This window comes from Methylobacterium sp. J-070 (assembly GCF_022829385.1).
GTDB lineage: Bacteria > Pseudomonadota > Alphaproteobacteria > Rhizobiales > Beijerinckiaceae > Methylobacterium.
In genome coordinates this window covers 56,619-81,070 of sequence record NZ_JAKSXX010000045.1, presented here as the reverse complement: position 1 = coordinate 81,070, position 24,452 = coordinate 56,619, and the positions used below count along the sequence as shown (strand labels likewise).

Below are 24,452 nucleotides of genomic sequence, written 5' to 3'. Positions count from 1 at the left end.
GTCGGCTACTACGCCGCCTGCGCGATCAGCCGCATCCATCCCGACGCCGGGATGCGCCCGATCGTCGGCTACATCGTGGCCCTCCTGGCCGGCCTCCTCGTCATCATCCTCGTCCCCTGGTTCTCGATCGGCTTCCTCTGAAGCCGTCCGACCGGGGGAGGGGACCGGTCAGATCATGCCGGCGCCGCCGGTGCGCACGATCCGCTCGCGCTGCTCGGTGTAGCGCCCGGCAGCGACGCGCCGCACCGCGCCTTCGAGACGGCTGACGAGGTTCGCGAACGTGGTCATCGTGCCCAGATCCCGGTCCTGGCCGGGCAGGGCGCCCGGTTTGCTGCACTGCAATATGCGCGTCCCTCCATGGATCTGTCAGGGGCTGCATCTCTGAGCTGTCATGCAGCGCGATCATAATGCGCGCGGCGGGACGTGAACCGGTCCGTCTTCCGACGTCGAATGCCGGCCGTCCGGTTGGCTGCCCTGTGGTCGACACGGCTCCCCGATCAGCATCCCGACGGGGTGCCGATCTCACCCCCGCCGGCTTTGCGCGCGGCGAAGCGGTCCAGCGGCGCCACGCTCCGCGACGTCGCGCTGCCCTGGGTTGCTTCGCTCCGCGCGCATAGACGGCGGGCGCCGCATCAATCGGGGGAGATCGCCGGAAGCCTCATCGGGTTTGCGGCCTCATCGTCCCGCGAGGGGGAGGTCGCCCCGGGCCTCGAGATCCGCGCGGATCGCGCGCTTGGTCACCTTGCCGTAGCCGGATTTCGGCAGGGCGTCCCAGAAGAACACCCGCCGGGGCAGCTTGTAGCGGGCGACCGCGGCCGACAGCCACGCGATCAGCTCCGCCTCCGCCACCGCAGCCCCGGGCCGGGCGACGCAGACCGCCACGCCGACCTCGCCCCAGGCCGGGTCCGGCACCCCGAGGATCGCGGCCTCGGAGATCGCCGGGTGGGTGAGGAGCGTCTCCTCGATCTCCCGCGGATACACGTTCGAGCCGCCGGAGATGTACATGTCCGAGGCGCGGCCGGTGATGAACAGGAAGCCCTCCGCGTCGCAATGGCCGAGGTCGCCGGTCCGGAACCAGCCGTCGCGGAACGCCGCCGCGTTGGCCTCCGGGTTGTCGTAGTAGCCCGCGAACACCGCCGGGCCGCAGACGCAGATCTCCCCGGTCTCCCCCGCCGGGACCTCGCGCCCCACCGGGTCCTGGATCTGCACCTGCATGCCGGTGCGCTCGACCCCGCAGGTGCCGACCTTGACGTCGGGCCCGTCCTCGGCCGCGTGCAGGCGCGGCGGCAGCACCGTGATGTTGCCGGTGACCTCGCCGAGCCCGAAATACTGCACCAGCACCGGGCCGAGCACCCGCAGCGCGTGCTTCTGATCGGCGCGGTACATCGGCGCGCCGGCGTAGATCACGTGCCGCAGGCTGGAATGGTCGTGCGCGGCGACCGCCGGATGCTCGGTCAGCAGCTTCACGATGGTCGGCACGGTGAACAGGTTGGTGATGCGCCAGCGCGCGACCAGGTCCCAGACCTCGGCGGGGTCCAGGCGCGTGCCGGCGGTGAGCACGGTCTTGGCGCCCGCCGCGACCTGCGCCAGCTGGTGGATGCCGGCCCCGTGCGAGAGCGGCGCCACGGCCAGGGAGGCGTCGACCTCGGTGGTGCCCGGCATGAGGTCGCAGAGGTGGTTGGTGACCACGAAGGCCATCTGGCCGTGGGTCAGGACCGCCGCCTTCGGGCGCCCGGTCGTGCCCGAGGTGAAGAAGAACCAGCACGGGTCGTCGTGCTCCACGTCGGCGGCGGGCGCGGCCTGGCCCCGATGCTCCGCAACGAGGCCGTCGTAATCCGTTCCGAACGCGGCGCCGCCGATCGCGATCGCGAGACGGAGGTCCGGGCAGGCCGCCCGCACGGCGGCGGCGTGGTCCGGAAACTCGGCGCCGCAGATCAGCGCCGTGGCGCCGCTGGCGCCGGCGAGGTAGGCGACCTCCGCGGGCGTCTGCCGGAAGTTCGTCGGCACCCAGACGGCCCCGAGGCGGAAGCACACGAACATCGACTCGAACAGCGGGTTGCCGTTGCGCGCCTGGACCAGCACGCGGTCGCCCTTGGTCACGCCCCGGGCGGCGAGCGCCGCCGCCATGGCGTCGACCCGGGCGTCGAGTTCCGCCCAGGTCCAGGTCCGCGTCCCCCAGGCGAGGCCGACCGCGTCCGGGAAGCGGCGCGCGGCCCGGCGCAGGAAATGGGCGAGGTTCATCACCCGCCGGGAGCACGGCGCGACGCCGCCGCGCGGCGCGACCCCGCCGCGCGGCGCCCCGGCGGCGCCCATCAGGCGAGCTTCCCGCAGGCCTTCTCCAGGAGCGACCAGCCCTCCTCGCCGTACCGGCCCTTCCACTCGGCGTAGAAGCCGGCCTTGCGCAGCTTGTCGCGAAACGGCTCCGGGTCGGGCTTGTTGAAGACCATGCCGTTCTTCGAGAGATCCGCCTGGAGGTTGGCGTTGAGCTGGGCGACGTCGGCCCGCTCCTTCAGGCCGGCGGCGTCGATGTGCCGGGCCACCATCGCGCGCAGGTCCGCCGGGATGCGCTCCCAGGCGCGCCGGTTCGCCAGGAACCAGTAGCCGTCCCACATGTGGTTGGTGAGCGAGCAGTATTTCTGCACCTCGTAGAACTTCGTCGTGGCGATCACCGCCAGCGGGTTCTCCTGGCCCTCGACGATCTTGGTCTGCAGGGCCGAGTAGGTCTCGTTCAGGTTGATCGAGGCCGGCGAGGCGTCGAAGGCCCGGAACATCGAGGTCCAGAGCGGCGAGACCGGCACGCGGATCCGGAAGCCCTTGAAGTCGTCGGGCGTGGCGATCGGCCGGGTCGACGAGGTCGTCTGGCGGTAGCCGTTGTCCCAGATCTTCTCCATGGCGACGAGGCCGGCCTTGGCGATCTGCTGGCGGACCCAGGCGCCGAGTTCCCCGTCCATGGCCGGCCACACGGCCTCGTAGTTCGGGAAGGCGTAGCCGATGCCGTTGATCGACGCGTTGGGCACCAGCGTCGAGAGGATCAGCGGCGACATCGTGAAGAACTCGACGCTGCCCGAGCGGAGCTGGCTCAGCGTGTCGGTGTCCGAGCCGAGCTGGCTCGACGGGAAGATCTTGAGGTCGAACCGGCCGCCACTCTCCGTGCGCAGGGCCTCCGCCATCTCGCGGGCGCGGATGTTCATCGGGTGCGTGTCGGGCAGGTTGTTGGCGTATTTGTAGGTGAAGTCCGCCCGCTGGGCCCGCGCCACGTGCGGCGCCGCCACCGTGCCGGCGAGGATCGCCGTGGAGCCGGTCGCCAGGAATCGCCGGCGGGACAGGGGCGTACGGGACAGTGACATGGCGCTCCTCCTGGGACGGGCGCGTAGGCCCGGCGCGTCCCGGGCCCGCGTCGTTCACGCGCGGACTCAACCTGGAGCGCTCGGCCTCGATAGCCGCTGGCCGGACGCAGTCAACGGGGCGCCCCGGGCGGAGGCGGGCTTTCGTAACGGGCCGCGCCCCGGGGACCGGCGCGGCCCGGTCCCTCACGGTACGACGGGCGGGCGGTAGGTCAGCGTGAAGGCGAGCGCCCAGAGCAGGAACAGCACCAGCGGCAGGTGGACGATCAGCTGCAGGAAGCTGAACCCGACGATGTCGCGCGCCTTCAGGCCGAGGATGCCCACCAGCGGCAGCATCCAGAACGGGTTGATCAGGTTCGGCAGCGCCTCGGCGGCGTTGTAGATCATCACCGCCCAGCCGAGATGGACCTTCAATTCGTTCGCCGCCTGCAGCACGTAGGGCGCCTCCAGGAGCCACTTGCCGCCGCCGGAGGGCACGAAGAAGCCCAGGATCGCCGAGTACACGCCCATGGTCAGCGGGAAGGTGCCGGTGGTGTTGAGGCTGACGAAGGCGTGGGTGATGGCATCGGAGACGGACGTGCCGGCGGCGTTCTTGGGCACCGTCAGCATGCCGCTGATCGCCGCGTAGAGCGGGTACTGGATCAGGATGCCGGCGGTGGCCGGCACCGACTTGGCGACCGCCCCGAGGAAGCGCTTCGGGCGCCAGTGCAGCAGGAGTCCCAGGGTCAGGAACAGCAGGTTGTAGGTGTTGAGGTTCGAGATCGCCACGATCCAGGATTGGCGGGCGAATTCCTGCACGATCCAGCCGCCGGCGATCAGCACGAGGAGCAGCGTCAGGATCGGCGAGTGCTCCAGCCATTCGCCGGGCTGGCGGGCCGGGGGGACGTCGGTCGACTCGCGCGCCACGTCGACGCCGAGGGTCTCGGCGGTCACGGCGGTCTCGCGGCGGGGCGCGGAGGCGTAGGCGATCGCGATCGAGACCACGAACAGGATCGCGGCGATCAGCATCGACTGCCAGAGGAAGATCGTCTCGCTGAACGGGATCACGCCCGAGATGGCGAGCAGGGTCTTGGTGAGGCTCGCCGGGTTCGCCTGGAGCTGCGCCGCCGAGGAGCTGAGGCCGAGCGCCCAGGTGGCGCCGAGCCCGAGGTAGGCGGCGGCGCCCGCGGCGCGGTAGTCCATCCGCAGGTCGGTGCGGCGGGCCAGCGCCCGGACCAGCAGGCCGCCGAAGATCAGGCTGAGACCCCAGCTGAGGAACGACGCGAGCATGGTGGCGCCGGCCACGAACCCGACCGCGCCGCGCCCGGTCCTCGGGACCTGCGCCAGGCGCTCGATCAGCGCCTGCACGGGGGGCGACACCGCCACGACGTAGCCGCCGATGGTGACGAAGGCCATCTGCATGGTGAAGGGGATCAGGCTCCAGAAGCCGTCCCCGAAGCTCTTGGCGACGGACGCGGCCGGCGCGCCGTTGGCGAGCGCGCCGAGCGCCACGATCACCACCGCGATGGCCACGAAGATGAAGGCGTCCGGGAACCAGCGCTCCGCCCAGTTGGTGAAGCGCCCCCCGAGCCGCTCCAGGGTCCCGACGGCCCGGGCCGCGCCCGGATCGGCGGGGGGCGCGCGCGTGTCACGGGCTGCTTCGGCCGATCCCATCGCCATGGACTTCCTCCGGGACCGGCTCTTGCGGCCGGCCGTCGGGGCAGGATGGCGCGGCCGGATCCGATCTCAAGCGGTGGCCCTGAGCGGGACGGTGACAGCGCGGCGGAACCGTGACGGGGCGCGACGCGGATGGGGCCGGGGCCCGGGTCGAAGGCGGGTCCTCACCCTGCGAGGCGGCCCCGCGCGGCGCCGCCCGAGGCCCGCCCCGTCCACGACGGGGGCGCCGACGCCGCCGGCCTCAGAGCCGGCCCGGCACCGCCTCGCGCAGGACCCGCTCGGAGGCGGCGTCCTCGATCTTGTTGATCAGCCGGCTCGCCTCGTGCTCGTCGCGGAGCGTCTTGGCGAGGGTGAAGGTCGTGCCCGTGAGGAAGATCGCCGCCATGGCGAGATAGCCCTTGATCCAGATGTCGGCGGGCAGAAAGAAGATCCCCATCGCCAGCATCCCGGCGGCGGCGGAGAAGCTGACCAGCGTGAAGGTCTTCCAGGCGGCGGTGTGGGGCATCTGCGGCGTCATCTCGTGTGCTCCTGCGGGTGAAGTCTGGGGGAAGGGCAGGGCGGTCAGGCCCGCGCCCGGAGGCGGTCGAGCACCGCCCCCGGATCCGTGCGGCGGCGGCCGTAGCCCGCCGCGTCGAGGTCGGCCTCGATCCCGGCGGTCGCCGCGGCCTCCAGATCCGCCAGGGCTTCGGCGACGTCCGCCTCGGCGGCCTGGCGCGTGCGCAGGCGCGCCAGCGTCCGCTCGGCCTCGCCGAGCGCCCCGGCCGAGAGCGTCGTGACCCGGCGGCCCTCGAGCCCGGCCCGCCGCAGGGCCTCGGCGGTGCGGGCGGTCTGGAGGCCGCGGTCGAGGTCGCGCAGGCGCTCGGCGCCCTGGGCGACGAGACGCTTCAGGCGCCCGGTCTCGGCGGCGAAGCGGTCGGCGGCGTCCCGCCGGTCGGCCCGCTCGTCCTCCAGGGCCGCGATGAGCGCCGCCGCCTCGGTCCCGAGATCCTCGCGCCCGTCGGCGAGCGCCCGGCGGGCCCCGTCCGACAGGGTGTCGATGCGCGCGCCGATCGCGGCGAGGGCCCGCGCCTCGGCGGCGTGGTAGGCGAGCGCCACGGCGAGTTCCCGCCGGGCGGCGGCGATCGCCCCGGCGGCGTCCCGGATCTGCTGGCGCAGGATCGTCACCGCGTTCGCGTCGTGGATCGCCTGGGCGTTGTCGACGATCACGCCCCGCATCAGGATGGAGAGGGTTCGCATCACCGGGCACCTCGCTGGAACGGAGCCCCGGACCCGGTCCGGGTTTTATTGAACACCGTTCATGAAAGAGTTAGAGGCGATGGGGACCCTCCGCAAGGGATAAAATGAACGCTGTTCAGAAAAAAGTGCGCGGCCGGCCGCGGAAGGGGCAGACCGACCGGGCGGCGGATCGCCGGGTCCTGATCGACGCCGCGGTGGCGATCCTGGACGAGGGCGGCTCGGGGGCGCTGACGGCCCGCGGAGTGGCGGAGCGGGCCGGCACCGCGGTGGGCTCGGTCTACACGCTGTTCGACAGCCTGGAGCTGCTGCGGCTGGAGGCCAGCGCGGTCACGATGCACCGCCTGCGGGACGCCCTGACGGCGGCGCTGGCCGCCTGCCCGGCGCGGGGGACGGCCGAGCGGCTCCTGTGCCTGGCGGATGCCTATCTGGCCTTCGCGGCCGGGAACCACCCCGCCTGGGCGACGCTGTTCGAGCGGCGCACGGTGGCGGCGCCCGACCCGGTCCAGGCGGACATCGCGGCCCTGTTCGGGATCTTGGAGGGCGTGCTGCGCGACGGCGGCGGCCTTCCCGCGGCGGAGATCCCCGTCATGGCCCGGGCCCTGTGGTCGAGCGTCCACGGCATGGCCTACCTGGCCGATCTCGGCAGCCTCGGGCCCCTGGGGGCGGACGACGTGCGCCCGATGATCGACGCCCTGGTGCGCGCGGCGGTGCGGGGGTTTCCGGGCGGGGCGGGGCCGGCCCGGGGTGGCGGGTGAAGCCCGGGCGCCGACGGCGCGGCTCCCGGACCGCGCCAGCGCGCCGTCCGCGTGAGATTTCCTGACACGCCGCGTGAGACATCGAGAATTGTCCGGCCCGGGCCCCGGGGATAGGCTCGGACGGGTTTCGAGGCAGGCGCGGGACACGGCATGGGCGACACGACCGTTCGGACCGGCCAGTGCCATTGCGGCGCGGTGCGCTTCGCCGCGACCCTCAGCGCCGATCTCGACACGATCCGCCGCTGCACCTGCTCCTACTGCCGGATGCGCGGCGCCGTCGTCGCCATGGCCGAGAGGGACGGGATCACGATCCTGCAGGGTGCGGACGCACTCACCAGCTACCGCTTCCACACCCGGTCGGCGGAGCACTTCTTCTGCGGCCGCTGCGGGATCTACACGCACCACCAGCGCCGGTCCGACCGGACCCTGTACGCCGTCAACGTGGCGTGCCTGGATGGGGTCAGCCCCTTCGACTTCCCCGAAGTGCCGGTCATGGACGGCATCAACCACACCGGCGAGACCGGCCGGCCGACGCGCCGCGCGGGGACGCTCCGCTTCACCGGCGCGGGGTGAGGCCGCTCAGGCCGCCTTCACCTCCGCGAGGAACGCCGTGACCGCCTGATCGAGCTCCTGCGATCCCCGGGCGAGGCCGCGCGCGGCCGCCAGCACCTGCGCGGAGGCCGCCCCGGTCTCGTCGGCCCCGTGGCGCAGGTCGACCACGTTGTCGGACACGCCCTGCGCCCCCGCGGCGGCGCTGGCGACCCCGCGCACGATCTCGTGGATCGCCGCGTTCTGCTCCTCCATGGCGGCCGCGACCCCGACCGCGATGCCGCGCATCTCCTCGATGGTCCGGCCGACCTCGCCGATCGCCGCCACCGCCTCCCGGGTCTCGCCCTGGATCCGGCCGATCTGGCCCGAGATCTCCTCGGTGGCCTTGGCGGTCTGCTCGGCCAGCGCCTTCACCTCCGAGGCCACCACGGCAAAGCCCCGTCCGGCGGCGCCGGCGCGGGCCGCCTCGATGGTGGCGTTGAGCGCCAGAAGGTTGGTCTGGCCGGCGATGGCGGCGATCAGCCCGACCACGTCGCCGATCCGCTCGGTGCCGCTGGCCAGGGCGCGCACGGTGGCCTCGCCCTGGCGGGTGCTGGCGGCGGCCCGGCCGGCGATCTCCGAGGTGCGCTGCACCTGCCCGGCGATCTCCTGGACCGAGGCCGACATCTCCTCGGTGGCGGCCGCCGCGGTCTGGACGTCGGCCGAGGTCCCGGCCGCCTGCGCGGTGACCGCGCCGGAGCGCTCGGTGGTGCGCGCGGCCGTGGCGGTCAGCGTCCGTGCGGTGGTCTCCAGTTCCGAGGCCGCCGCGGCGAGTCCGCGGCTGAGATCGCCCGCCCGCGCCTCGAAGGCCCGGGTCAGGCGGTCGAGGACCTGCGCCCGGCGCGCGCCGCCCTCGGCATCGGCGACGGCGCGGATGTCGGCCTGGGCCTTGGCGATCAGCACGTCCTTGAACACCTGCACGGCGCCCGCCATCGCGCCGATCTCGTCGGTGCGGGCCCGCGCCGGCACCGGGGCGTCGGTCTCGCCGGCCGCGAGGCGGTGCATGGCCCGGTTCAGGGCGAGCAGCGGCCGCGTCAGCCGCCGGCCGATCAGCGCCGCCAGCAGGCCGATCAGCGCCACCACCACGAGCATGCCGGCCGCCGCCTGCCGGGCCGCGCCCCACAGGATCGCCGCGGTGTCGTCGGCGTAGATGCCGGTGCCGATCACCCAGCCCCAGGGGGCGAAGCCGCGCACGTAGGAGAGTTTCGGCACGGGCGCGTCGGCCCCGGGCTTGGGCCAATAATAATCGACGAAGCCCTGGCCCTGCCGCTTCACCAGCGCGACGAAATCCACGAACAGGCGCTTGCCGGTGGGGTCCTGCAGGGCGGAGAGGTCCTTCCCCTCCAGCTCGGGCTTCATCGGATGGGCCACCATGCGGGGCTGCATGTCGTTGACCCAGAAGTATTCCTGGTCGTCGTAGCGCAGACCCTTCAGGGCCCGGACCGCGGCCCCCTGGGCGTCCGCCCGGGACAGGTGCCCGGCCCGCTCCTCGCCCTCGAAATAGGCCGCGACCCCGTAGGCCGTGTCGACCAGGTTGCGGGTCTTGGCCATGCGCCCCTGCTCGACCTGGGCCTTCAGGCTGAACAGCCCGATCCCCGAGACCGCGACGATGCCGACCAGCGCGGCGGCCGTGATGGTGTGGAGCTTCGCCCCGATTCCGATCTTCACCTGGCGAATTCTCACCTGCGCCCCCGCGACGAACCTACAGGTTGTCCCAGTGTGGGGCGTCAGCCTTAGCAGAGCGTGAAGACAGGCCCTTGCGCGCGCTTGTGCGAGGCTGTCCACTCGCGCCCGACGACAAGCCCGGCACGGACGTAGAGCCGGCGGGCCACAGGGAGAAGCGTCATGGTGCGTGCGTCGCGGACGGGCTCGTTGCGGCTGGGCCGCCTCTTCGGGGCGGGGCCGGCGGCCCTGCTGCTGGCCGGGCTCTCGCTCGTCGCCCCCGTGCGGGCCGACGATGCCAAGGTCCGGATCAGCCGGCAGCCGGGCTTCGTCTACTTGCCCGCGGTGCTCGCCGAGCAGCACAAGCTGATCGAGAAGCACGCCAAGGCGGCCGGCCTCGGGGACGTGACGGTGGAATGGGTCAACCTGACGAGCGGCGCGGCCGGCAACGACGCGCTGCTCTCGGGCAACATCGACATCGTCGACAGCGGCTCCACCAACATGCTGCTGCTCAACGACCGCACCCGCGGCGACGTGAAGGGCCTGTGCGGGGTCGGCTCGACGCCGATGCTGCTGCTGACCCGCGACCCGGACGTGAAGACGGTCGCCGACTTCTCCGGCAAGGACAAGATCGCGCTGCCCTCCGTGAAGGTCTCGTCGCAGGCCGTGCTGCTCCAGATCGCCGCCAAGAAGGCCTTCGGGCCTGAGAACGCGACCAAGCTCGACCCGCTCACCGTCCAGCTCGGCCATCCCGACGCGGTGGCGGCGCTGGCCAGCCCCCGCAACGAGGTCAACAGCCACTTCTCGCTGCCGCCGTTCCAGCAGCGCGAATTGCAGGATCCGGCGATCCACGCGGTGCTCAATTCCTACGAGCTGGTCGGCGAGCCGGTGAGCAACGCGATCTTCTACGCCCGGACCGGCTGGTACACCCGCAATCCCAAGCTCGCCGCCGCCATCGTGGCCGCCATCGACGAGGCCAATGCCGAGATCACCCGGGACCCGCTCCAGGCCGCCAAGGACTACGTGGCGGCCACCAACGAGAAGACCCCGCCGGAGACGCTCGTGGCGATCATGAAGGAACCCGGGACGACCTTCTCCACCACGCCCTACGGCATCATGCTCCAGGCCCGGCACTTCTACGCGATGAAGACCATCAAGGCCGAGCCCAAGGACTGGAAGGACACGTTCTTCCCGATCGTCCACGGGCTGCCGGGCCGGTAGGCGCGCGCTCGCGCGCGCTCCGCCGAAGCGGACGCCGGTTCGGCGCAAGGGAGCGCGTCACAACAAGGGCTTGGAGCTGCGCGCGCGGGCAGCGCGATCGGGCGCAGCTCTCGATGCGACCCGCCGGGGACCTCCGTCCCGTCCCGTCCCCGGGGCGGCGGCGTCGCGGTCGACGATGTCCAGGCCGGAAGGTTGTTCCGGACTGCCGGCCGCCCCGCGCGGCCGCAGGTTGCTCTCGCGCCCGAACCATTTCAAATCACGCTCCCTTGGCGGCAAGCATCCGGCAAGCAGAGGCGGATCATGCGGCGGCGGAACATCGTCGGTCTTGTCGCGGGTGGTGTCCTGGTCTCGGGCCGGTCGACGATCTTTGCTGCCCCTGAACGGATCCGCCGGGTGACGGCGCTCTTCCCCATGCCGAAGAGTGATCCACACTTCGTTGAAAATGAGCGGCTTCTGAGAGAATCCCTTCGTAAATACGGATGGGAGGAGGGAAAGAACCTGACGCTGATCGTCGCGTCCGTCGGCAGCGACCCCGCCCAGATCGATGAAGCGCTGCCCGAGATCCTGACGTCGGAGCCGGACGTCATCGTCAGCCGCTCGACCGCGGTGGCCCTGGCCCTGCGCCGCCGCCCGCAGCAGACGCCGGTGGTCTTCCTCCAGGTCAGCGATCCGGTTGCCCAGGGCATCGTCGCGACGATGCAGAAGCCCGGGGGCAACATGACCGGCTTCACCGTCCTGGAGCCGTCCGTCGGCGGCAAGTGGGTGGAATTGCTCCGGGAGATCGCTCCGGATGTGAAGCGGATCGCCTTCCTGCAGGACGGGGCCAGCAGCCCGGTCTCCGTGGCGCTGGCGCAGGCGATCGAGCAGGTCAGCCGGTGCCTCGGGGTGGAGCCGCTGATCATACCGCTGAGCGAGCGGGCGGATCTGGAGCCGACCTTCGAGCGGCTGAGCGCCCTGAGGCCTGTCGGGCTTCTGGTCGCGCCGGGCGCCTTCAGCCTCGAGAATCGCAGCCTGATCACGGCCCTGGCGGCCCGCCATCGGATCCCGGCCCTCTACCCGTTCCGCTACTTCGTGACGGCCGGCGGGCTGTCCTCCTACGGATCCGAGGAGGCCGTCGGGTTCCAGCAGGCGGGTGACTACGTGAACCGCATCCTGCACGGCGCCAAGCCCGGCGAACTTCCGATCCAGGGGCCGAATCGGCTGACCTTCATCCTGAACGCGACGGTCGCGGAGGATCTGGACCTGACCGTCACGCCGGCGCTCCTCGCCCAGGCCGATGAGATCATCGATTAGAGCCGCATCCCTTCGGCGGGGGCTCGGGTGAAGCCCGACATCGGGCGGAGCCCTGCACCCGCGAAAGGTCTCGGACCCGGCCCCTTCAAGGTGTTGGGCCAGGACCCGAGACAGGGCGTCGAGCCGGTCTGCACGGCCCTGTCCCGGGCGCATGCAGCGAAAGCGGAATGCGACCCGGGATCCGGCACACGCCGTCGCGAAGCGGCGCTCTGGATCGACCTGAGCCGCTTGCGCGGCGCTTTTCGTGCCGGATCCCGGATCCGGTTCCGCTGCGCTCCACCTGTCCGGGAAAGAGGGCGCGCGCGTCATGGCCCCGGGGCGCCGATCTCGCGCAACGCGCTCGGCCAAACACCTTGGAAGGGCCGGGTCCCGGACCTTTCGAAACCCGGACCGGCCCGGTACGAAGCCGCTCGTCAATGCGCCTCCACGGGCCCGGCGGCGCGCTGGGGCTTCCTGAGGATCGCCACCACGGCGAGGCTCGCCACGAGGCTCACCCCCACCAGCCAGAACCCGTCCGCGTAGGCCATGACGGTGGCCTCCCGGCGGACCTGGGCGGCCAGCCGGCCCAGGGCGACGCCGTGGGCGGCGACCGGGTCGGCGAGGCGCCCGTGCATCCCGGCGGCCAGCGCCGCGAGCCGCTCCTGCGTCCGGGTCGCGTTGACGGTGATCGCCTCGGCCAGCACCGAGAAGTGGACATGCTCCCGCCGGTCGATCAGGGTCGACAGCAGCGCGATGCCGATCGAGCCGCCGAGGTTGCGCATCATGTTGGACAAAGCCGAGGCGTCGGCGGTGTCGCGCGGGCTCAGCCCCACGGTGGAGAGCTGCGAGAGCGGGATCGTGAACAGCGGCTGGCCGACGGCCCGCAGGATCTGCGGCAGGATCAGCTGGTCGGCGCCGACATCGTGGGTCAGGCCGACATTGATCCAGCAGCTCGCGATGAAGAACAGGGTGCCGGTGACCACGAGCAGCCGCGCGTCGACGGCGCGCATGAGCAGGGGCATCATCGGGAACAGCAGCAGCTGCGGCAGGCCCGACCACATCACCACGGTGCCGATCTGCTCGGCGTTGTAGCCCTGGATCTGCGCGCAGTAGACCGGGATGATGTAGATCGACCCGTAGGACACCGCACCCAGCACGGTCATCAGCACGCAGGCGCCCCCGACCGAACGGTTCGCCAGCACCCGCAGGTTGATGAAGGGCCGGGAGGCCGTCAGCTCGCGGGTGATGAACCCGGCGATGCCGGCGGCCGCCAGCCAGCTCGCCGCGACGATCACGGGGGAGCCGAACCAGTCCTTGCGCTGCCCCTCTTCCAGCACGAAGGTCAGGGCCGGCAGGCCGATCGCCATCAGGCCGATCCCGATCCAGTCGCCCCGGAGCAACTCGCCCCAGCGCGCCGGCGCCGTCTCGAAGGCGCCGAGCTGGATCGCCGCCGCGATCGGACCGAAGATCAGGTTCAGGTAGAAGATGTAATGCCAGGACAGGTTGTCGGTGAGCCAGCCGCCCACCGTCGGGCCGATGGCCGGCGCGAAGGTCGCGGTCAGGCCGAACAGCGCGATGCCGACCGCCTGCTGGCTCTTCGGCAGCCGCGTGCGCACGATCACGATGGCGGTGGGGATCAGCACGCCGCCGGTGAAGCCCTGGGCCGCCCGGAACAGGATCATCTGGCTCAACGTGGTCGAGAGCGCGCAGGCCAGCGAGAAGGCGGTGAACAGCATCGTGTTCACCGCGAGGTAGCGGCGCAGGCCGATCACCGAGGACAGCCAGCCGGTGAGCGGGATCACGATGATCTCGGCCATCAGGTAGGCGGTGGAGATCCAGCTCCCCTCCTCGGTGGAGGCGCCGAGCGCGCCCTGGATGTCGGCGAGCGACGCGTTGGTGATCTGGATGTCGAGGATCGCCGTGAAGGCGCCGAGGATCGCGCCGAACACGGCCAGCCAGTCCCGGAGGCTCGCCTTCGCCTCAGGGGCGGCCACGGCCGGCACGGCGCTCATCGGGGCAGGGCCTCGCTGACGAGGGCCGCCGGAGCGGGCTTGGGCCGGCCCCGGGCCGGATCGACCGGCTCGACCGGGTCGGCCGTGTGGACCGTGGCCTCCACCGACAGGCCGGGGCGCAGGCGGGCGACCAGCGGGTCCGCCGGGTCGAGGGCGACGCGGACGGGCACGCGCTGCACCACCTTGGTGAAGTTGCCGGTGGCGTTCTCCGGCGGCAGCAGGGCGAACTGGGAGCCGGTGCCCGGGGAGAAGCTCTCGATCCGGCCCTGGAAGGCGTGGTCGCCGAAGGCGTCCACCGTGAAGGTCACCCGCTGGCCCTCGACCATGTGGCCGGTCTGGGTCTCCTTGAAGTTCGCCACGAGGTAGATGTCCCGGCCCATCGGCACGAGGGTCAGGAGCCCGGTGCCGGCGGAGACGACCTGGCCGACCCGCAGCGCCCGGTCGCCGGCCACGCCGTCGACCGGGGCGACGACGGTGGTGTAGCTGAGGTCGAGCCGCACCCCCTCGACCTTGGCCTGCGCCCCGGCGAGGCTCGCCCGGGTGCTGGCCTCCAGCGCCTTGAGGCTGTCGATCTGCTTCTCCGCCGCGTCGAGGGAGGCGGCGGCCTTGTCGCGGGCGGCGTGGCGCTGGCGCAGGTCGGCATCCGCCTGCTGCTGGCGCTGCACCGTGCCCGAGCCGGTCTGCAGCAGGTTCTGGTAGCGGGTGTATTCCTGCTGCGAGAAGGTCAGCGCGGCCTCGGCATTGGCGAGGTCGGCCCGCGACGAGGCGACCTGCGCCTTCTGCTGGATGATCGCCGCGGCGACGCCGAGCACCTGCGCCCGGTCCTTCTCGACCTCGGCCTCGGCCTGCTTGAGCTGGACCCGGTACGACCGATCGTCGAGGCGCGCGATCACGTCGCCGGCCCTGACCGGCTGGTTGTCGCCGACCCGCACCTCGGCGACGATGCCGGCGATGCGCGGCGCCACCGTGACCTTGTCGGATTGGAGATAGGCGTCCTCGGTGGTCTCGAGGAAGCGGCCGACGGTCCACCAGTGCCAGCCATAGGTCCCCGCCCCGCCGAGCGCGAGCAGGCCGACCAGGGGCAGGATGACCCGCGCCCGGCCGCGCCGCGGCTTCGCGGCCGGCATGGCCGGGGGCGACGCGCCGGTCGCCACCGGCTCGGCGCTCTTGAAGCTGTCGCTGCGACGTGCGTCCATCGGGTCTGGCCAGAATCAAAACGGTACGGTATCGTTTTGATAATGCGGATTGCGGCGGCCGGCAAGGAGGAGCGCGGGTGACGGTGACGGACATCGGGCGGGCGGAGGCCGGGCTGCGGCGGGGCGGCCGGCCCACCCGGGCGGAGGCGGTCCGGCGCGAGGCGCACCTGATCGCGGTGGCGACGCGCCTGTTCCTGGAGCGGGGCTTCGACGCCACCTCCATCGACGCGGTGGCCGAGGCCGCCGGGATGAGCAAGCCGACGGTCTATGCCCGCTACCGCGACAAGCGGGCCCTGTTCGAGGCGGTGCTGCGCGAGCGGATCGCCGCGTGGCTGGCGCCTCTGGCGGCCGCCGCCGAGGCGCAGGCCGCGCAGGCCGGGACCGACGACGTCGAGGCGACCCTGCACGATCTGAGCCGCACCCTGCTGGCCCACGGGCAGACGCCCGGGGCGGCGATGCTCAAGCGCAACCTCGTGGCCCAGGCGCTGCACTTCCCCGAACTCGCCCGCCTCGCCCACGAGGAGGGCTGGCTGCGGGGCGTGCGCGCCGTGGCGCAGCTCCTCGACGCGCTGGCCCGGCGCGGGCGGATCGCGGTGGCCGATCCCGAGATCGCCGCCGACCTGTTCCTCAGCCTCGTCCTCGGCCGGTCGTCCCAGGCGACGCTCTACGGCATCGCCACCGACCCGGAGATGCAGGAGCGGCGGCGGCAGGCGGCGGTGCGGCTGTTCCTCGACGGGGTGCGCCCGCGCTGATGGGCGGCCCAAGCGTTGTTGGGGGGTCCGGGCTGCGTTATATTCGGGAGTGGGACCGGCGGCGGCTACCGCCGGTCCCTGGCAATTACCCGCTCACGCGGGCCAGCCAAATCCAGACAAGCGCGTGGACGGCGAGGCGGTGCGTGAGTCTCCACTCGCCGTCTGCTTGTCGGGACCATGCCAGAGAGACGACCATCTCTCCACACTCCCGGCCGCAACCGGCCGCGTGCGGCCTTCGCGGGTGAGTCGGTCACGCTCACGGCATGAAGCTTAGCCGTATCTCCGGGGCCCGGAGAATCGAGGCTCGGCGCTCGAACGCGCGATTGCGCCCCCCCGAGCCCCGCCCTATAGTGGCCCATCCCCATTCGACAGCGTGAGACGGGACTTCCGGATCGATCATCCGGAGCCCGCGGCCCGGTGCCCGGCCCCCGTCCCGCCAGGCCGGAGCACGAGAAGACATGTCCCAGGGTCCGCTGATGCCGAAGGCGACCGCCGTCTGGCTGGTCGAGAACACTTCGCTGGCCTTCGAGCAGATCGCCGATTTCTGCAAGCTGCACCCGCTGGAGGTGAAGGGCATCGCCGACGGCGAGGTCGCGGCCGGCATCAAGGGGCTCGACCCGGTCTCCACCGGCCAGCTCACCCGCGACGAGATCGAGAAGGCCCAGAAGGCGCCGCACTACAAGCTCAAGCCCGCCGTCTCGAAGGTGAAGCTGCCGGAGGTGAAGCGCACCACCAAGGGGCCGCGCTACACGCCGCTGTCGCGCCGCCAGGACCGGCCGAACGCCATCCTGTGGCTGCTGCGCAACCACCCGGAGCTGAAGGATTCGCAGATCATCCGCCTCGTGGGCACCACCAAGTCGACGATCCAGCAGATCCGCGAGCGCACCCACTGGAATTCGGGCTCGCTCCAGCCGATGGACCCGGTGACGCTGGGGCTCGCCACCCAGATCAACCTCGATTTCGAGGTCCAGCGCGCGGCGGCCGACCGTCCGGCCGCGGTGGCGGGCGAATCCGGCGCCTCGCTGCTGCCGACCGAGGTCTCGACCGCCCGCGAGCCGGAGCACGAGGAGGCGGACGCGCATGGCGGCCGCGAGGAGCGGCTCGACGCCGCCTCGGTGTTCGCCAACCTCAAGGGCCGGAACCGGGACGAGGACGACGAAGAGTAAGTCCCGCAGCGCCGACGCCGCGAGGGCGGTCCTCCGCACGCAGCCGCGTCCGCGGCGACGCCCGGCCGAGGGCCGGATCCCCGCTCCCCTGCGGGCGCGGGGACCTGCCGCGGCCCGCACGGGCCGATGCCGGTCGCCGCGCCGGGAGGATCCGCACGGCGTGCCCGCGCAAGGTCCGGCACGCCGGACCCGGGACGATGCCCCGGAGACGGGCGGGGACCGGCCCTACTCCGGCAGGGGCTTCCCCGTCGTCTCCGGCATGAACCACGGGACCACGAGCCCGATCACGTAGACGCTCGACATCGTCAGCGCCGCCGCCGCCACGCCCCCGAAGGAGGTCACGATCTGCCCGGCGATGATCGGGAAGATCCAGGCGATCAGCCGCGCGCCGTTGAACACGAAGCTCGCCGCCGTCGCCCGGACCGCCGGGGTGAACAGCTCCACGAGATAGATCGCCATCCACGAGAAGGCGAAGCCCAGGGTGAAGAACCCGTTGAGGAAGGCGAGGCCCATGAACGGCCCCAAGCCGCCGGTCCAGAGATAGCAGGCGAGGGAGGTCGCGATGCAGCCGGCATAGGTGACGAGCAGGAAGGCGCGCCGGCCGATCGCGTCGGCCAGGAAGCCGGAGATCACGTAGGCGGTGATCGCCCCGACGTTGTAGATGATGCCCATGCGCGGCCCCCAGAGGTTGGCCGGCTCGCCCGCGGCCTTGGCCAGCCCCTCCGTGTAGGCCGGCAGCCAGGACGACACCGCCCACCAGCCCACCGTGGTGGCGAAGGACATCGCGGTGGCGAGCAGCACCCGCCGGCGGCTCTCCGGCTCCCGGAAGATCTCCGCCAGGGTGAACGGGCGCTGCGCGCTCCGCGGGGCGCCCTCCGCGGTCGCCGCCCAGCGCTGCTCCTTCAGCGCCTGCATCCACTGCTCGGATTCCTCGAGCGCCCGCCGCAGGTACAGGCAGACGAAGGCCGGGAGCGCGCCGAGCGCGAACATGATGCGCCAGGACTGGTCGCCCATCGGGTTGGTGGCGGCCAGCACCGCCCAGACGATGGCGGCCAGCACCGCGCCGCCGCCGAAGCCCGATTGCAGGAAGCCGCAGCCCTTCGGCCGCGCCCGGTTCGGCCAGGTCTCGGCCACCAGCGCGATGCCGGTGGACCATTCCGAGCCGATGGCGAGCCCGGTGATGAAGCGCAGGAGCGCGAGCTGCGTGAAGCTCCCGGCGAACGCGGTCAGCCCGGTGAAGATCGCGTAGCCCAGGATCGAGAGCATCATCATGCGCTTGCGGCCGATGTAGTCGGCCGCGATCCCGCCCAGCAGCCCGCCGAGCCCCCAGCCGAGCAGCGTGATGCCGATGGCCGCGCCCACGTAGAAGGCGGGGGTCTGGGCCTGCTCGGGGGTGAGGATGGTGTTCAGCGCCGGACGCAGGGCGTAGACGAGCGCCACCGCCTCGTAGCCGTCGAAGATCCAGCCGAGATAGCTGCCCCAGAGGATCCGCCAGTGCCGCGGCGTCAGAGCCGCGTACCACGGCGCGCCCGCATCCTCGCGCGGCAGGGCCTCGCTCGCCTGCATGCCGTCCTCCCTCTCGTTGCGGCCCGGCGGAGACCGGCCGTGTCCGTGCTCTTCGACCGGAAACCGTACCACACCGTCAGCCCGGACGGGCGCCGTAAACCCCGCCCGTCAGAGCTCGCGCATCGGCCCGGATCCCGGATCCCGGGCGATGCGCGCGCTCCCCGATGGGGCAGCCTCCAGGTCCGAAAGCCGGCGGCCGCCGTTCGGGACGACGCCCTCGGCGGCCAGAAAGTCGGCGGCCACCCGGGAGAATTCCGGCGTCCGCAGGTAACCGTAGGATTTGTGCCGGTTCTCGGTGCCGTCCGGCCTCCGGTAGGCGTTGATCACCGGCACGTCCCGGACCGGCACGCCGGCGGCGTTCGGCGCGTAGAGCGTCGCGAGGTCGTCGCCCACGGTGGCGATGTCCTGGCGGTCCATCAGGTTGGTCCAGGCGGCGAGCGCGGCCGGCACCCGGAGGTCGCCGTGCTCGGCGACGAGCTTCATCTTGAGCTCGGCGAGGGCGAGGGGCGAGCCGAGGGTGACCAGGGCGCAGCGGGGCAGGGGCGTGCCGTCCGTCTCGGCGGCGCGCAGGACGTCGTAGGCGATCAGGCCGCCCATCGAGTGCGCGGCGATCAGCACGGGGTCGTCCGCGGCCTCGGCCAGGGCGACACGCAGGCGCTCCCGGGCCGCCGCCCGGAACGCCGCGTCCGCGTGGTAGCCCCAGAGATCGTCGAGGCGGTATTCCAGGATCAGGTCGTCGACCGGGGTCAGTCCGGCGGCCTCCTCCAGGTAGGAGAGGCCGCGGTAGATCCGATCGGTGAGCGTCGGCTCGGCGCTCTCGGGGCGAGCCGCCGGGGAGGGGAACGGGCCGAGGCCGTGATCGGGGCGGTAGGGCTCGCGATTGCTGTCGCCCGAGAGCGGCTGCGGGTAGCGGAGGTCCGCCCAGTAGACGAACGTGAAGGCCACGTCGGCCTCCGCCAGCTGCAGCCCGCGATTGCGGACGAGCCCCTCGCGGATCGCGGCGCCCCACCAGGCGGCCTTCTCGTCGCGCGGCGGCTTGTTGGCGAGCCCGTGGATGCCGATGATGCGCGCCCGACCCAGTGTACGCTCCCAGACCGATGAGGTTGCCGGCTGAGCATGATAGGGCCGCCGGGCGCGAACGGTAATGCGGCTAAGTTTCCGGCCGGATCACGATCGTGGACCGTTGGCGGGCCGCGCTCAGTCGAACAGGCTGGAGACGCTGGATTCCGTCGCGGTGCGCCCGATCGCCTCGCCGAGCAGCGGCGCGATGGTCGCCACCCGGATGTTGCGGGCGAGCTTGACCGCCTGGGTCGGCTGGATCGAGTCGGTGATTACCAGCTCCTTCATCCGCGAGGCGGCGATCCGCGAGACCGCGCCGCCGGAGAGCACCCCGTGGGTGATGTAGGCCGAGACGTCCTTGGCGCCGGCATTGAGCAGGGCCTCGGCGGCGTTGACCAGGGTGCCGCCCGAATCGACGATGTCGTCGACCAGGATGCAGGAGCGGCCCTCGACCTCGCCGATGATGTTCATCACCTCGGACTCGCCCGGGCGCTCCCGGCGCTTGTCGACGATGGCCAGCGAGCAGTCGATCCGCTTGGCGATGGCCCGCGCCCGCACCACGCCGCCGACATCCGGCGAGACCACCATCCGGTCGGCGTTCGGCAGCCGCTCCTTGATGTCGCGCACCATCACGGGGGCGGCGAACAGGTTGTCGGTGGGGATGTCGAAGAAGCCCTGGATCTGCCCGGCATGGAGGTCGAGGGTGAGGACGCGGTCGGCCCCGGCCCGGGTGATCAGGTTGGCCACCAGCTTGGCGGAGATCGGGGTGCGGCCGGAGGTGCGCCGGTCCTGCCGGGCGTAGCCGAAATACGGGATCACCGCCGTGATGCGCCGGGCCGAGGACCGGCGCGCGGCGTCGATCATGATCAGCAGTTCCATCAGGTGGTCGTTCGCCGGGAACGAGGTCGACTGGACGATGAACACGTCCTCGCCGCGCACGTTCTCCTGGAGCTCGACGAAGATCTCCATGTCGGCGAAGCGCCGGACCATGCACTTGGCCAGCGGCAGTTCGAGATAGGCGGCGATCGCCTCGGCCAAGGGCCGGCTGGCATTCCCGGCGACGATCTTGATCGAGGATTTCATGGGCGGCCGCTCACTCGCGGCCGGGCTGCCCGCCGCGCTCCGATGACCGGTCCCTGGATGGGCCGGAACAATCCGATGACGGGCGAGGCTCTTAGCAGCGGGCATGAAGTGTCACAATGCCTTCACGCAGTCCTTACGGATGCCCCGCACAGGCGAGTCCCGCGCCAGAGCCTCTCCCGCGCCGCCCGCAGCCCCGTGGCGGGCAGGGGGAGGACCCCCGCGGCGGGCGTTTTGCGCGGTGCTCTACGGGACCTGCGGCTCCAGCAGCCGGTGCAGGTGCACCACGAAGTATCGGGTCTGCGCGCTGTCGACGGTGGCCTGCGCCTTGGCCCGCCAGGCGGCCTGCGCGGTGGCGTAGTCCGGGAAGATGCCGACGATGTCGAGGTTCTTGATGTCCCGGAAGCGGACGCCGTCGAGGTCCTGCAATTCACCGCCGAAGACCAGATGCAGCTTCTGGTCGCTATCGATCGCTGTCGCCATGGCCACTCCTCCGCGCTCACCGGCGGCGCTCGCAAATGGAGAGCCTTCGGTCAAGCCTGAACTTCCGCAGCCCGCCCCGTCGACCCGCGCGGACGGCGCACCCCCGCGGCCCCGCGGCACGGCGAAACCCGGGCGGCTTCGTGCTACTGTCGCGTCACGAACGGTGGCCGCCGGCCCATCCGATCCGGGCGATGCCCATCAAAACCGCGCGCATCGCCCCGGTTCCGATCGCCGGGACGCCGCGCGGGAGCCGGTCCCGGGCGCGTTGCCGTCGAGATCGGCGCGCAGTCTGTGTTTCGACCCGCTCTCCTGCGCCGGACCGGCCCCCGGTTCGGGGGAGAGCACCCACGCGAGCGGCGCATGACAGGCAGGCTTCTCCGCATCGCAGCCCTGGCGCTCGGCCTCTGCGCCGCCCCGGCGCTGGGCCAGCAGCCGGGCCGGGCGCCCGGCCGGCCCGTCCCCGACAGGGGCGCCGCGGACAAGGGCGCTTCCGACAAGGGCGTTGCGGACCGGCGGGGCGGGCCGCCGGTGATCGGCTGCCCCTCCCTGGCGAACTACCGGATGCTGATGCGCGGCGGCGTCCAGGAGGCGGCCGCCCAGCTGGCCGACCCGAAGGCGGATCATCTCGGCTGCGCCCCGCTGTCCCGCGCGGAGATCACCGGCATCGTCGACCGGGTCTCCCTGGCCGGCCAGAGCTACGACTGCGCCGGCATCCGCGGCACCACGGTCTGCCACTGGATCGAGGCCGGGGCGTCCGGCCGCCCGGGGCCGCCCGGACGCTGACGGCCCGAACGCCTCAGCTCAGGTAGCCGCTGGCGCGCAGATCCCGCTCCACGGCCTCGTGGACGGTCTGGAGGGGATTGTCGTTCGTGGCGGCCGGCGGTTTCAGCGGCGGCATCGGGGCCGGCCGGGTGTCGAGGGCCGGCAGGATGGCGGGTCCGGCCTCCGCCTGACGCGACGGCCGGCGCGCCGACAGGGTCCGCAGCGCCTCGCGGGCGGCCGCCGGGAGCAGGGTGGCGAGTCGGTCCAGCATGGCCGGCCTCAACGCGGGCCGCCCGCGGCCGGCGGGCGGGAGACGGCGGCGGAGCGGTTCTTCACGGGGGCACCAGCGCAGGACGGTCGATCGCTGGAAACGAGCCGGGGCGCCCACTGTTCCCGAGGTCCAGGAGTGTCAATCTTCCGAAGGTTGTCGCCCCGTTACCGCCGAGGACTGGTCAATCGGTTCGGACAATCCGGCGATCGGCCGCCGGATATCCGCCGCGCCGGCGGCGACGCTCAAGCGGGCACGGCCTGGATCACGTTGCGCAGGGTGCCGAGCCCGACGATCTCGGTCTCCATCACGTCGCCGGGCTTGAGGAATTCCGGCGGCTTGCGCGCGTTGCCGATGCCGGGCGGCGTGCCGGTGGCGATGATGTCGCCCGGCACGAGGGTGAGACCGTGCGAGAGCTCGGCGATGATGCGGGCCACCTTGAAGTACATCTGCCGCGTCGAGGCATCCTGCTTCACCACGCCGTTGACGCGGGTGATCAGGTGCAGGTCGGCGGGATCGAGGTCGGCCGCCGGCACGATCCACGGGCCGATCGGACCGTAACCGTCCAGGCTCTTGCCCTTGAACCACTGCCCCCCGTGGAGCTTGATCTGCATGTCGCGGGCGGTGGTGTCGTTGATGACGCTGTAGCCGAAGACGTGGCGCATCGCGTCGGCTTCCGGGATGTTGCGGCCGCCCGTGCCGATGATCACGGCGAGTTCCACCTCCCAGTCGATCGCGGTCGAGACCTCCGGATCGAACGGGATCGGGTCGTAGGGCCCGTTCACCGTGTTGACGCCCTTGGTGAAGAACACCGGATGGGCCGGGTATTCCATGTTGGTGCCCCGGACGGCCTGCCCCTCCGCGAAGTGCTCCAGGTAGTTCCACCCGACCGCGTAGATGTTGCGCGTCGGCGCCGGGATCGGCGCGAGGAGCCGCACGGTCTCCACCGGGGGGCCGTCGCCCGAGGCCGCGGCGCCGCGGACGGCGTCGAGCGCCGCGGGACCGGCCTCGATGAGCGACACCATCCGGGCCGGATCGAAGCCCGGCAGGGCGGCGCGGGACAGGTCGACGACACGCCCGTCCGCGCGCACGGCGCCGAGGCGGGGGGTGCTCCCGGCATCGGGCAGGAAGGTGACGAGGCGCAGCGCGTCGCCGCCCGCGGGCGGGATCGGGCGGCCCGGACCGGAGGCGGGCGTCAGCGCGGCGGCCGGCCTCGCCAGCGCACCGGCCGCCGTCATGGCTCCGGTCATGGCCGCGGTGAGGTGCAGGAAATCACGCCGGGTGCTCATGGCTCGTCCTCCTCAGCGCCCGCCGCTCGCCGGGGCGGTGCGCCCGGGGAGCTTCGAATACATGCATTCAAAATGCAAACGCCCTGCGCGAACGGGGGTGCAGCCCCACGGCCCCGGGGACCCGGTCTCGGACATCCGGCCCCGCGCCCGGCGACGGTCCCGTCGACCCGGATTGACAGATTGTCCGACGATCCGCAGTCTGAGGGCTGCGGCGCACGCGCGCTGCCGCCAGCCAGAGCCGACGCATCGGCCGCCCGAGGGGGAAGCGCCCGCATGGATGCGACGGCCTACGAGATCCACGCGATCAAGTACGCGCATCACGACCGCACGGCGCGGGAGAACTTCATCGGCGGCGACATCCACGACGGGCCGATGCCGATCGACTACTTCGTCTGGGTGATCCGCGGCGGCGGACGCACGGTGGTGGTCGATACCGGCTTCGACCGCGCGATGGCGGCCAAGCGCGGCCGGACGATCGTCCATCCGGTGGAGGAGGGGCTCGCCCGGATCGGCGTCGATCCGGACCGGGTCGAGGACGTCGTCCTGACGCACCTGCACTACGACCACGCCGGCAACCACGACCTGTTCCCGAGGGCGCGCTTCCACGTCCAGGAGCGCGAGATGGCCTTCTGCACCGGCCGCTGCATGTGCCACGCGCAGATCCGCCAGACCTTCGCGGCCGAGGACGTCAAGGCGATGGTGGACCGCCTGTTCGCCGACCGGGTCTGCTTCCGGGAGGCGACCGACACGCTGTTCCCCGGCATCACCCTGCATCACCTGGGCGGTCACTCGGACGGCCTGCAGGTGCTGCGGGTCCGCACCGCGCGCGGCTGGGTCGTGCTGGCCTCCGACGCCACGCACTTCTTCGCCAATATCGGCCGCGGCCTCGCCTACCCGGTCGTCTACGATCTCGGCGCCCTGTTCGAGGGCTACCGGACCGTCCGGCGGCTCGCCGACTCGGAGAGCCACATCATCCCCGGACACGACCCGCAGGTCCTCGCGATCTACCCGCCGGCCGGCGACGACACCGCCGGCTGGATCGCGCGGGTCGACCTGCCCCCGACCCGGCCACCGGCCTACTGAGG

Annotated in this window: 22 protein-coding genes; 8 read left to right on the top strand and 14 right to left on the bottom strand. The window is 72.2% G+C overall.

Annotated features, from left to right (window positions below; translation table 11 throughout):
* Nucleotides 1-675: 675 nt before the first annotated feature.
* The 5 genes from MKL01_RS02450 to MKL01_RS02430 all read right to left on the bottom strand — a co-directional run bounded on the left by MKL01_RS02450 (nt 676) and on the right by MKL01_RS02430 (nt 6,236).
* Nucleotides 676-2,313, bottom strand: coding sequence for an acyl-CoA synthetase (locus MKL01_RS02450; protein ID WP_243903647.1), 1,638 nt, complete (start codon nt 2,311-2,313; stop codon nt 676-678).
* On the bottom strand, nt 2,313-3,347 hold the full coding sequence (locus tag MKL01_RS02445; RefSeq protein ID WP_243903646.1) for a TRAP transporter substrate-binding protein: 1,035 nt from the start codon (nt 3,345-3,347) through the stop codon (nt 2,313-2,315). Before MKL01_RS02445 ends, MKL01_RS02450 begins: the two co-directional genes overlap by 1 nt.
* A 183-nt stretch (nt 3,348-3,530) precedes the next feature.
* Nucleotides 3,531-5,003 (bottom strand): short-chain fatty acid transporter, encoded by a 1,473-nt coding sequence (locus tag MKL01_RS02440; protein ID WP_243903645.1) that lies wholly within the window; start codon nt 5,001-5,003, stop codon nt 3,531-3,533.
* A 238-nt stretch (nt 5,004-5,241) separates the two neighbouring features.
* Complete coding sequence (locus MKL01_RS02435) at nt 5,242-5,517, bottom strand: YiaA/YiaB family inner membrane protein (RefSeq protein ID WP_243903644.1); 276 nt, start codon at nt 5,515-5,517, stop codon at nt 5,242-5,244.
* Between the two features lie 44 nt (nt 5,518-5,561).
* Nucleotides 5,562-6,236 (bottom strand): PspA/IM30 family protein, encoded by a 675-nt coding sequence (locus MKL01_RS02430; protein WP_243903643.1) that lies wholly within the window; start codon nt 6,234-6,236, stop codon nt 5,562-5,564.
* A 104-nt stretch (nt 6,237-6,340) separates the two neighbouring features.
* Between MKL01_RS02430 and MKL01_RS02425 the strand changes: the two genes are divergently transcribed.
* Together MKL01_RS02425 and MKL01_RS02420 are read left to right on the top strand one after the other, a co-directional pair.
* Nucleotides 6,341-6,991: a TetR/AcrR family transcriptional regulator gene (locus MKL01_RS02425; RefSeq protein ID WP_243903642.1), complete on the top strand. Its 651-nt coding sequence runs from the start codon at nt 6,341-6,343 to the stop codon at nt 6,989-6,991.
* A 150-nt stretch (nt 6,992-7,141) separates the two neighbouring features.
* Nucleotides 7,142-7,564 (top strand): GFA family protein, encoded by a 423-nt coding sequence (locus tag MKL01_RS02420; RefSeq protein ID WP_243903641.1) that lies wholly within the window; start codon nt 7,142-7,144, stop codon nt 7,562-7,564.
* Between the two features lie 6 nt (nt 7,565-7,570).
* On the opposite strand, the gene MKL01_RS02415 is transcribed toward MKL01_RS02420, so the two are convergent.
* Entirely contained in the window at nt 7,571-9,247 is a 1,677-nt protein-coding gene (locus MKL01_RS02415; protein WP_243903640.1) for a cache domain-containing protein, read from the bottom strand.
* A gap of 177 nt (nt 9,248-9,424) precedes the next feature.
* Between MKL01_RS02415 and MKL01_RS02410 the strand changes: the two genes are divergently transcribed.
* Nucleotides 9,425-10,462, top strand: coding sequence for an ABC transporter substrate-binding protein (locus tag MKL01_RS02410; RefSeq protein ID WP_243903639.1), 1,038 nt, complete (start codon nt 9,425-9,427; stop codon nt 10,460-10,462).
* 300 nt (nt 10,463-10,762) lie between these two features.
* Nucleotides 10,763-11,755, top strand: a complete 993-nt coding sequence (locus MKL01_RS02405) for an ABC transporter substrate-binding protein (RefSeq protein WP_243903638.1) — start codon at nt 10,763-10,765, stop codon at nt 11,753-11,755.
* A gap of 413 nt (nt 11,756-12,168) precedes the next feature.
* On the opposite strand, the gene MKL01_RS02400 is transcribed toward MKL01_RS02405, so the two are convergent.
* Together MKL01_RS02400 and MKL01_RS02395 are read right to left on the bottom strand one after the other, a co-directional pair.
* Nucleotides 12,169-13,746 carry a DHA2 family efflux MFS transporter permease subunit gene (locus MKL01_RS02400; protein WP_243903637.1) on the bottom strand — a complete coding sequence of 526 codons (1,578 nt, stop codon included), beginning with the start codon at nt 13,744-13,746 and terminating at the stop codon, nt 12,169-12,171.
* On the bottom strand, nt 13,743-14,942 hold the full coding sequence (locus MKL01_RS02395; protein ID WP_243903636.1) for an HlyD family secretion protein: 1,200 nt from the start codon (nt 14,940-14,942) through the stop codon (nt 13,743-13,745). The genes MKL01_RS02400 and MKL01_RS02395 overlap by 4 nt, the downstream gene beginning before the upstream one ends.
* A 77-nt stretch (nt 14,943-15,019) precedes the next feature.
* Here MKL01_RS02395 and MKL01_RS02390 point away from each other — a divergent pair, with 77 nt between their 5' ends.
* Together MKL01_RS02390 and MKL01_RS02385 are read left to right on the top strand one after the other, a co-directional pair.
* Complete coding sequence (locus MKL01_RS02390; protein WP_243903635.1) at nt 15,020-15,694, top strand: TetR/AcrR family transcriptional regulator; 675 nt, start codon at nt 15,020-15,022, stop codon at nt 15,692-15,694.
* A gap of 458 nt (nt 15,695-16,152) precedes the next feature.
* Nucleotides 16,153-16,860 (top strand): DUF1013 domain-containing protein, encoded by a 708-nt coding sequence (locus tag MKL01_RS02385; RefSeq protein WP_243903634.1) that lies wholly within the window; start codon nt 16,153-16,155, stop codon nt 16,858-16,860.
* Nucleotides 16,861-17,085: 225 nt separating this feature from the next.
* Here the strand turns inward: MKL01_RS02385 and MKL01_RS02380 are convergent, their stop codons facing one another.
* The 4 genes from MKL01_RS02380 to MKL01_RS02365 all read right to left on the bottom strand — a co-directional run bounded on the left by MKL01_RS02380 (nt 17,086) and on the right by MKL01_RS02365 (nt 21,048).
* A complete protein-coding gene (locus tag MKL01_RS02380; protein ID WP_243903633.1) occupies nt 17,086-18,426 on the bottom strand; it encodes an MFS transporter in 1,341 nt (446 codons plus the stop codon).
* 108 nt (nt 18,427-18,534) lie between these two features.
* On the bottom strand, nt 18,535-19,371 hold the full coding sequence (locus MKL01_RS02375) for a hypothetical protein (RefSeq protein ID WP_243903632.1): 837 nt from the start codon (nt 19,369-19,371) through the stop codon (nt 18,535-18,537).
* 252 nt (nt 19,372-19,623) lie between these two features.
* Nucleotides 19,624-20,568, bottom strand: coding sequence for a ribose-phosphate pyrophosphokinase (locus MKL01_RS02370; protein ID WP_243903631.1), 945 nt, complete (start codon nt 20,566-20,568; stop codon nt 19,624-19,626).
* Nucleotides 20,569-20,811: 243 nt separating this feature from the next.
* The gene (locus tag MKL01_RS02365) at nt 20,812-21,048 is read right to left on the bottom strand and encodes a DUF4170 domain-containing protein (protein WP_243903630.1); all 237 of its coding nucleotides are present in this window, start codon (nt 21,046-21,048) and stop codon (nt 20,812-20,814) included.
* A gap of 360 nt (nt 21,049-21,408) precedes the next feature.
* On the opposite strand from MKL01_RS02365, the gene MKL01_RS02360 reads away from it, so the two are divergent.
* Nucleotides 21,409-21,831 (top strand): hypothetical protein, encoded by a 423-nt coding sequence (locus MKL01_RS02360; protein ID WP_243903629.1) that lies wholly within the window; start codon nt 21,409-21,411, stop codon nt 21,829-21,831.
* Nucleotides 21,832-21,844: 13 nt separating this feature from the next.
* Here the strand turns inward: MKL01_RS02360 and MKL01_RS02355 are convergent, their stop codons facing one another.
* Nucleotides 21,845-22,081, bottom strand: coding sequence for a hypothetical protein (locus tag MKL01_RS02355; RefSeq protein ID WP_243903628.1), 237 nt, complete (start codon nt 22,079-22,081; stop codon nt 21,845-21,847).
* A gap of 242 nt (nt 22,082-22,323) precedes the next feature.
* Nucleotides 22,324-23,367: a fumarylacetoacetate hydrolase family protein gene (locus tag MKL01_RS02350; RefSeq protein WP_243903627.1), complete on the bottom strand. Its 1,044-nt coding sequence runs from the start codon at nt 23,365-23,367 to the stop codon at nt 22,324-22,326.
* A 273-nt stretch (nt 23,368-23,640) separates the two neighbouring features.
* Here MKL01_RS02350 and MKL01_RS02345 point away from each other — a divergent pair, with 273 nt between their 5' ends.
* Nucleotides 23,641-24,450 carry an N-acyl homoserine lactonase family protein gene (locus MKL01_RS02345; RefSeq protein ID WP_243903626.1) on the top strand — a complete coding sequence of 270 codons (810 nt, stop codon included), beginning with the start codon at nt 23,641-23,643 and terminating at the stop codon, nt 24,448-24,450.
* The last annotated feature ends 2 nt before the right edge of the window (nt 24,451-24,452 follow it).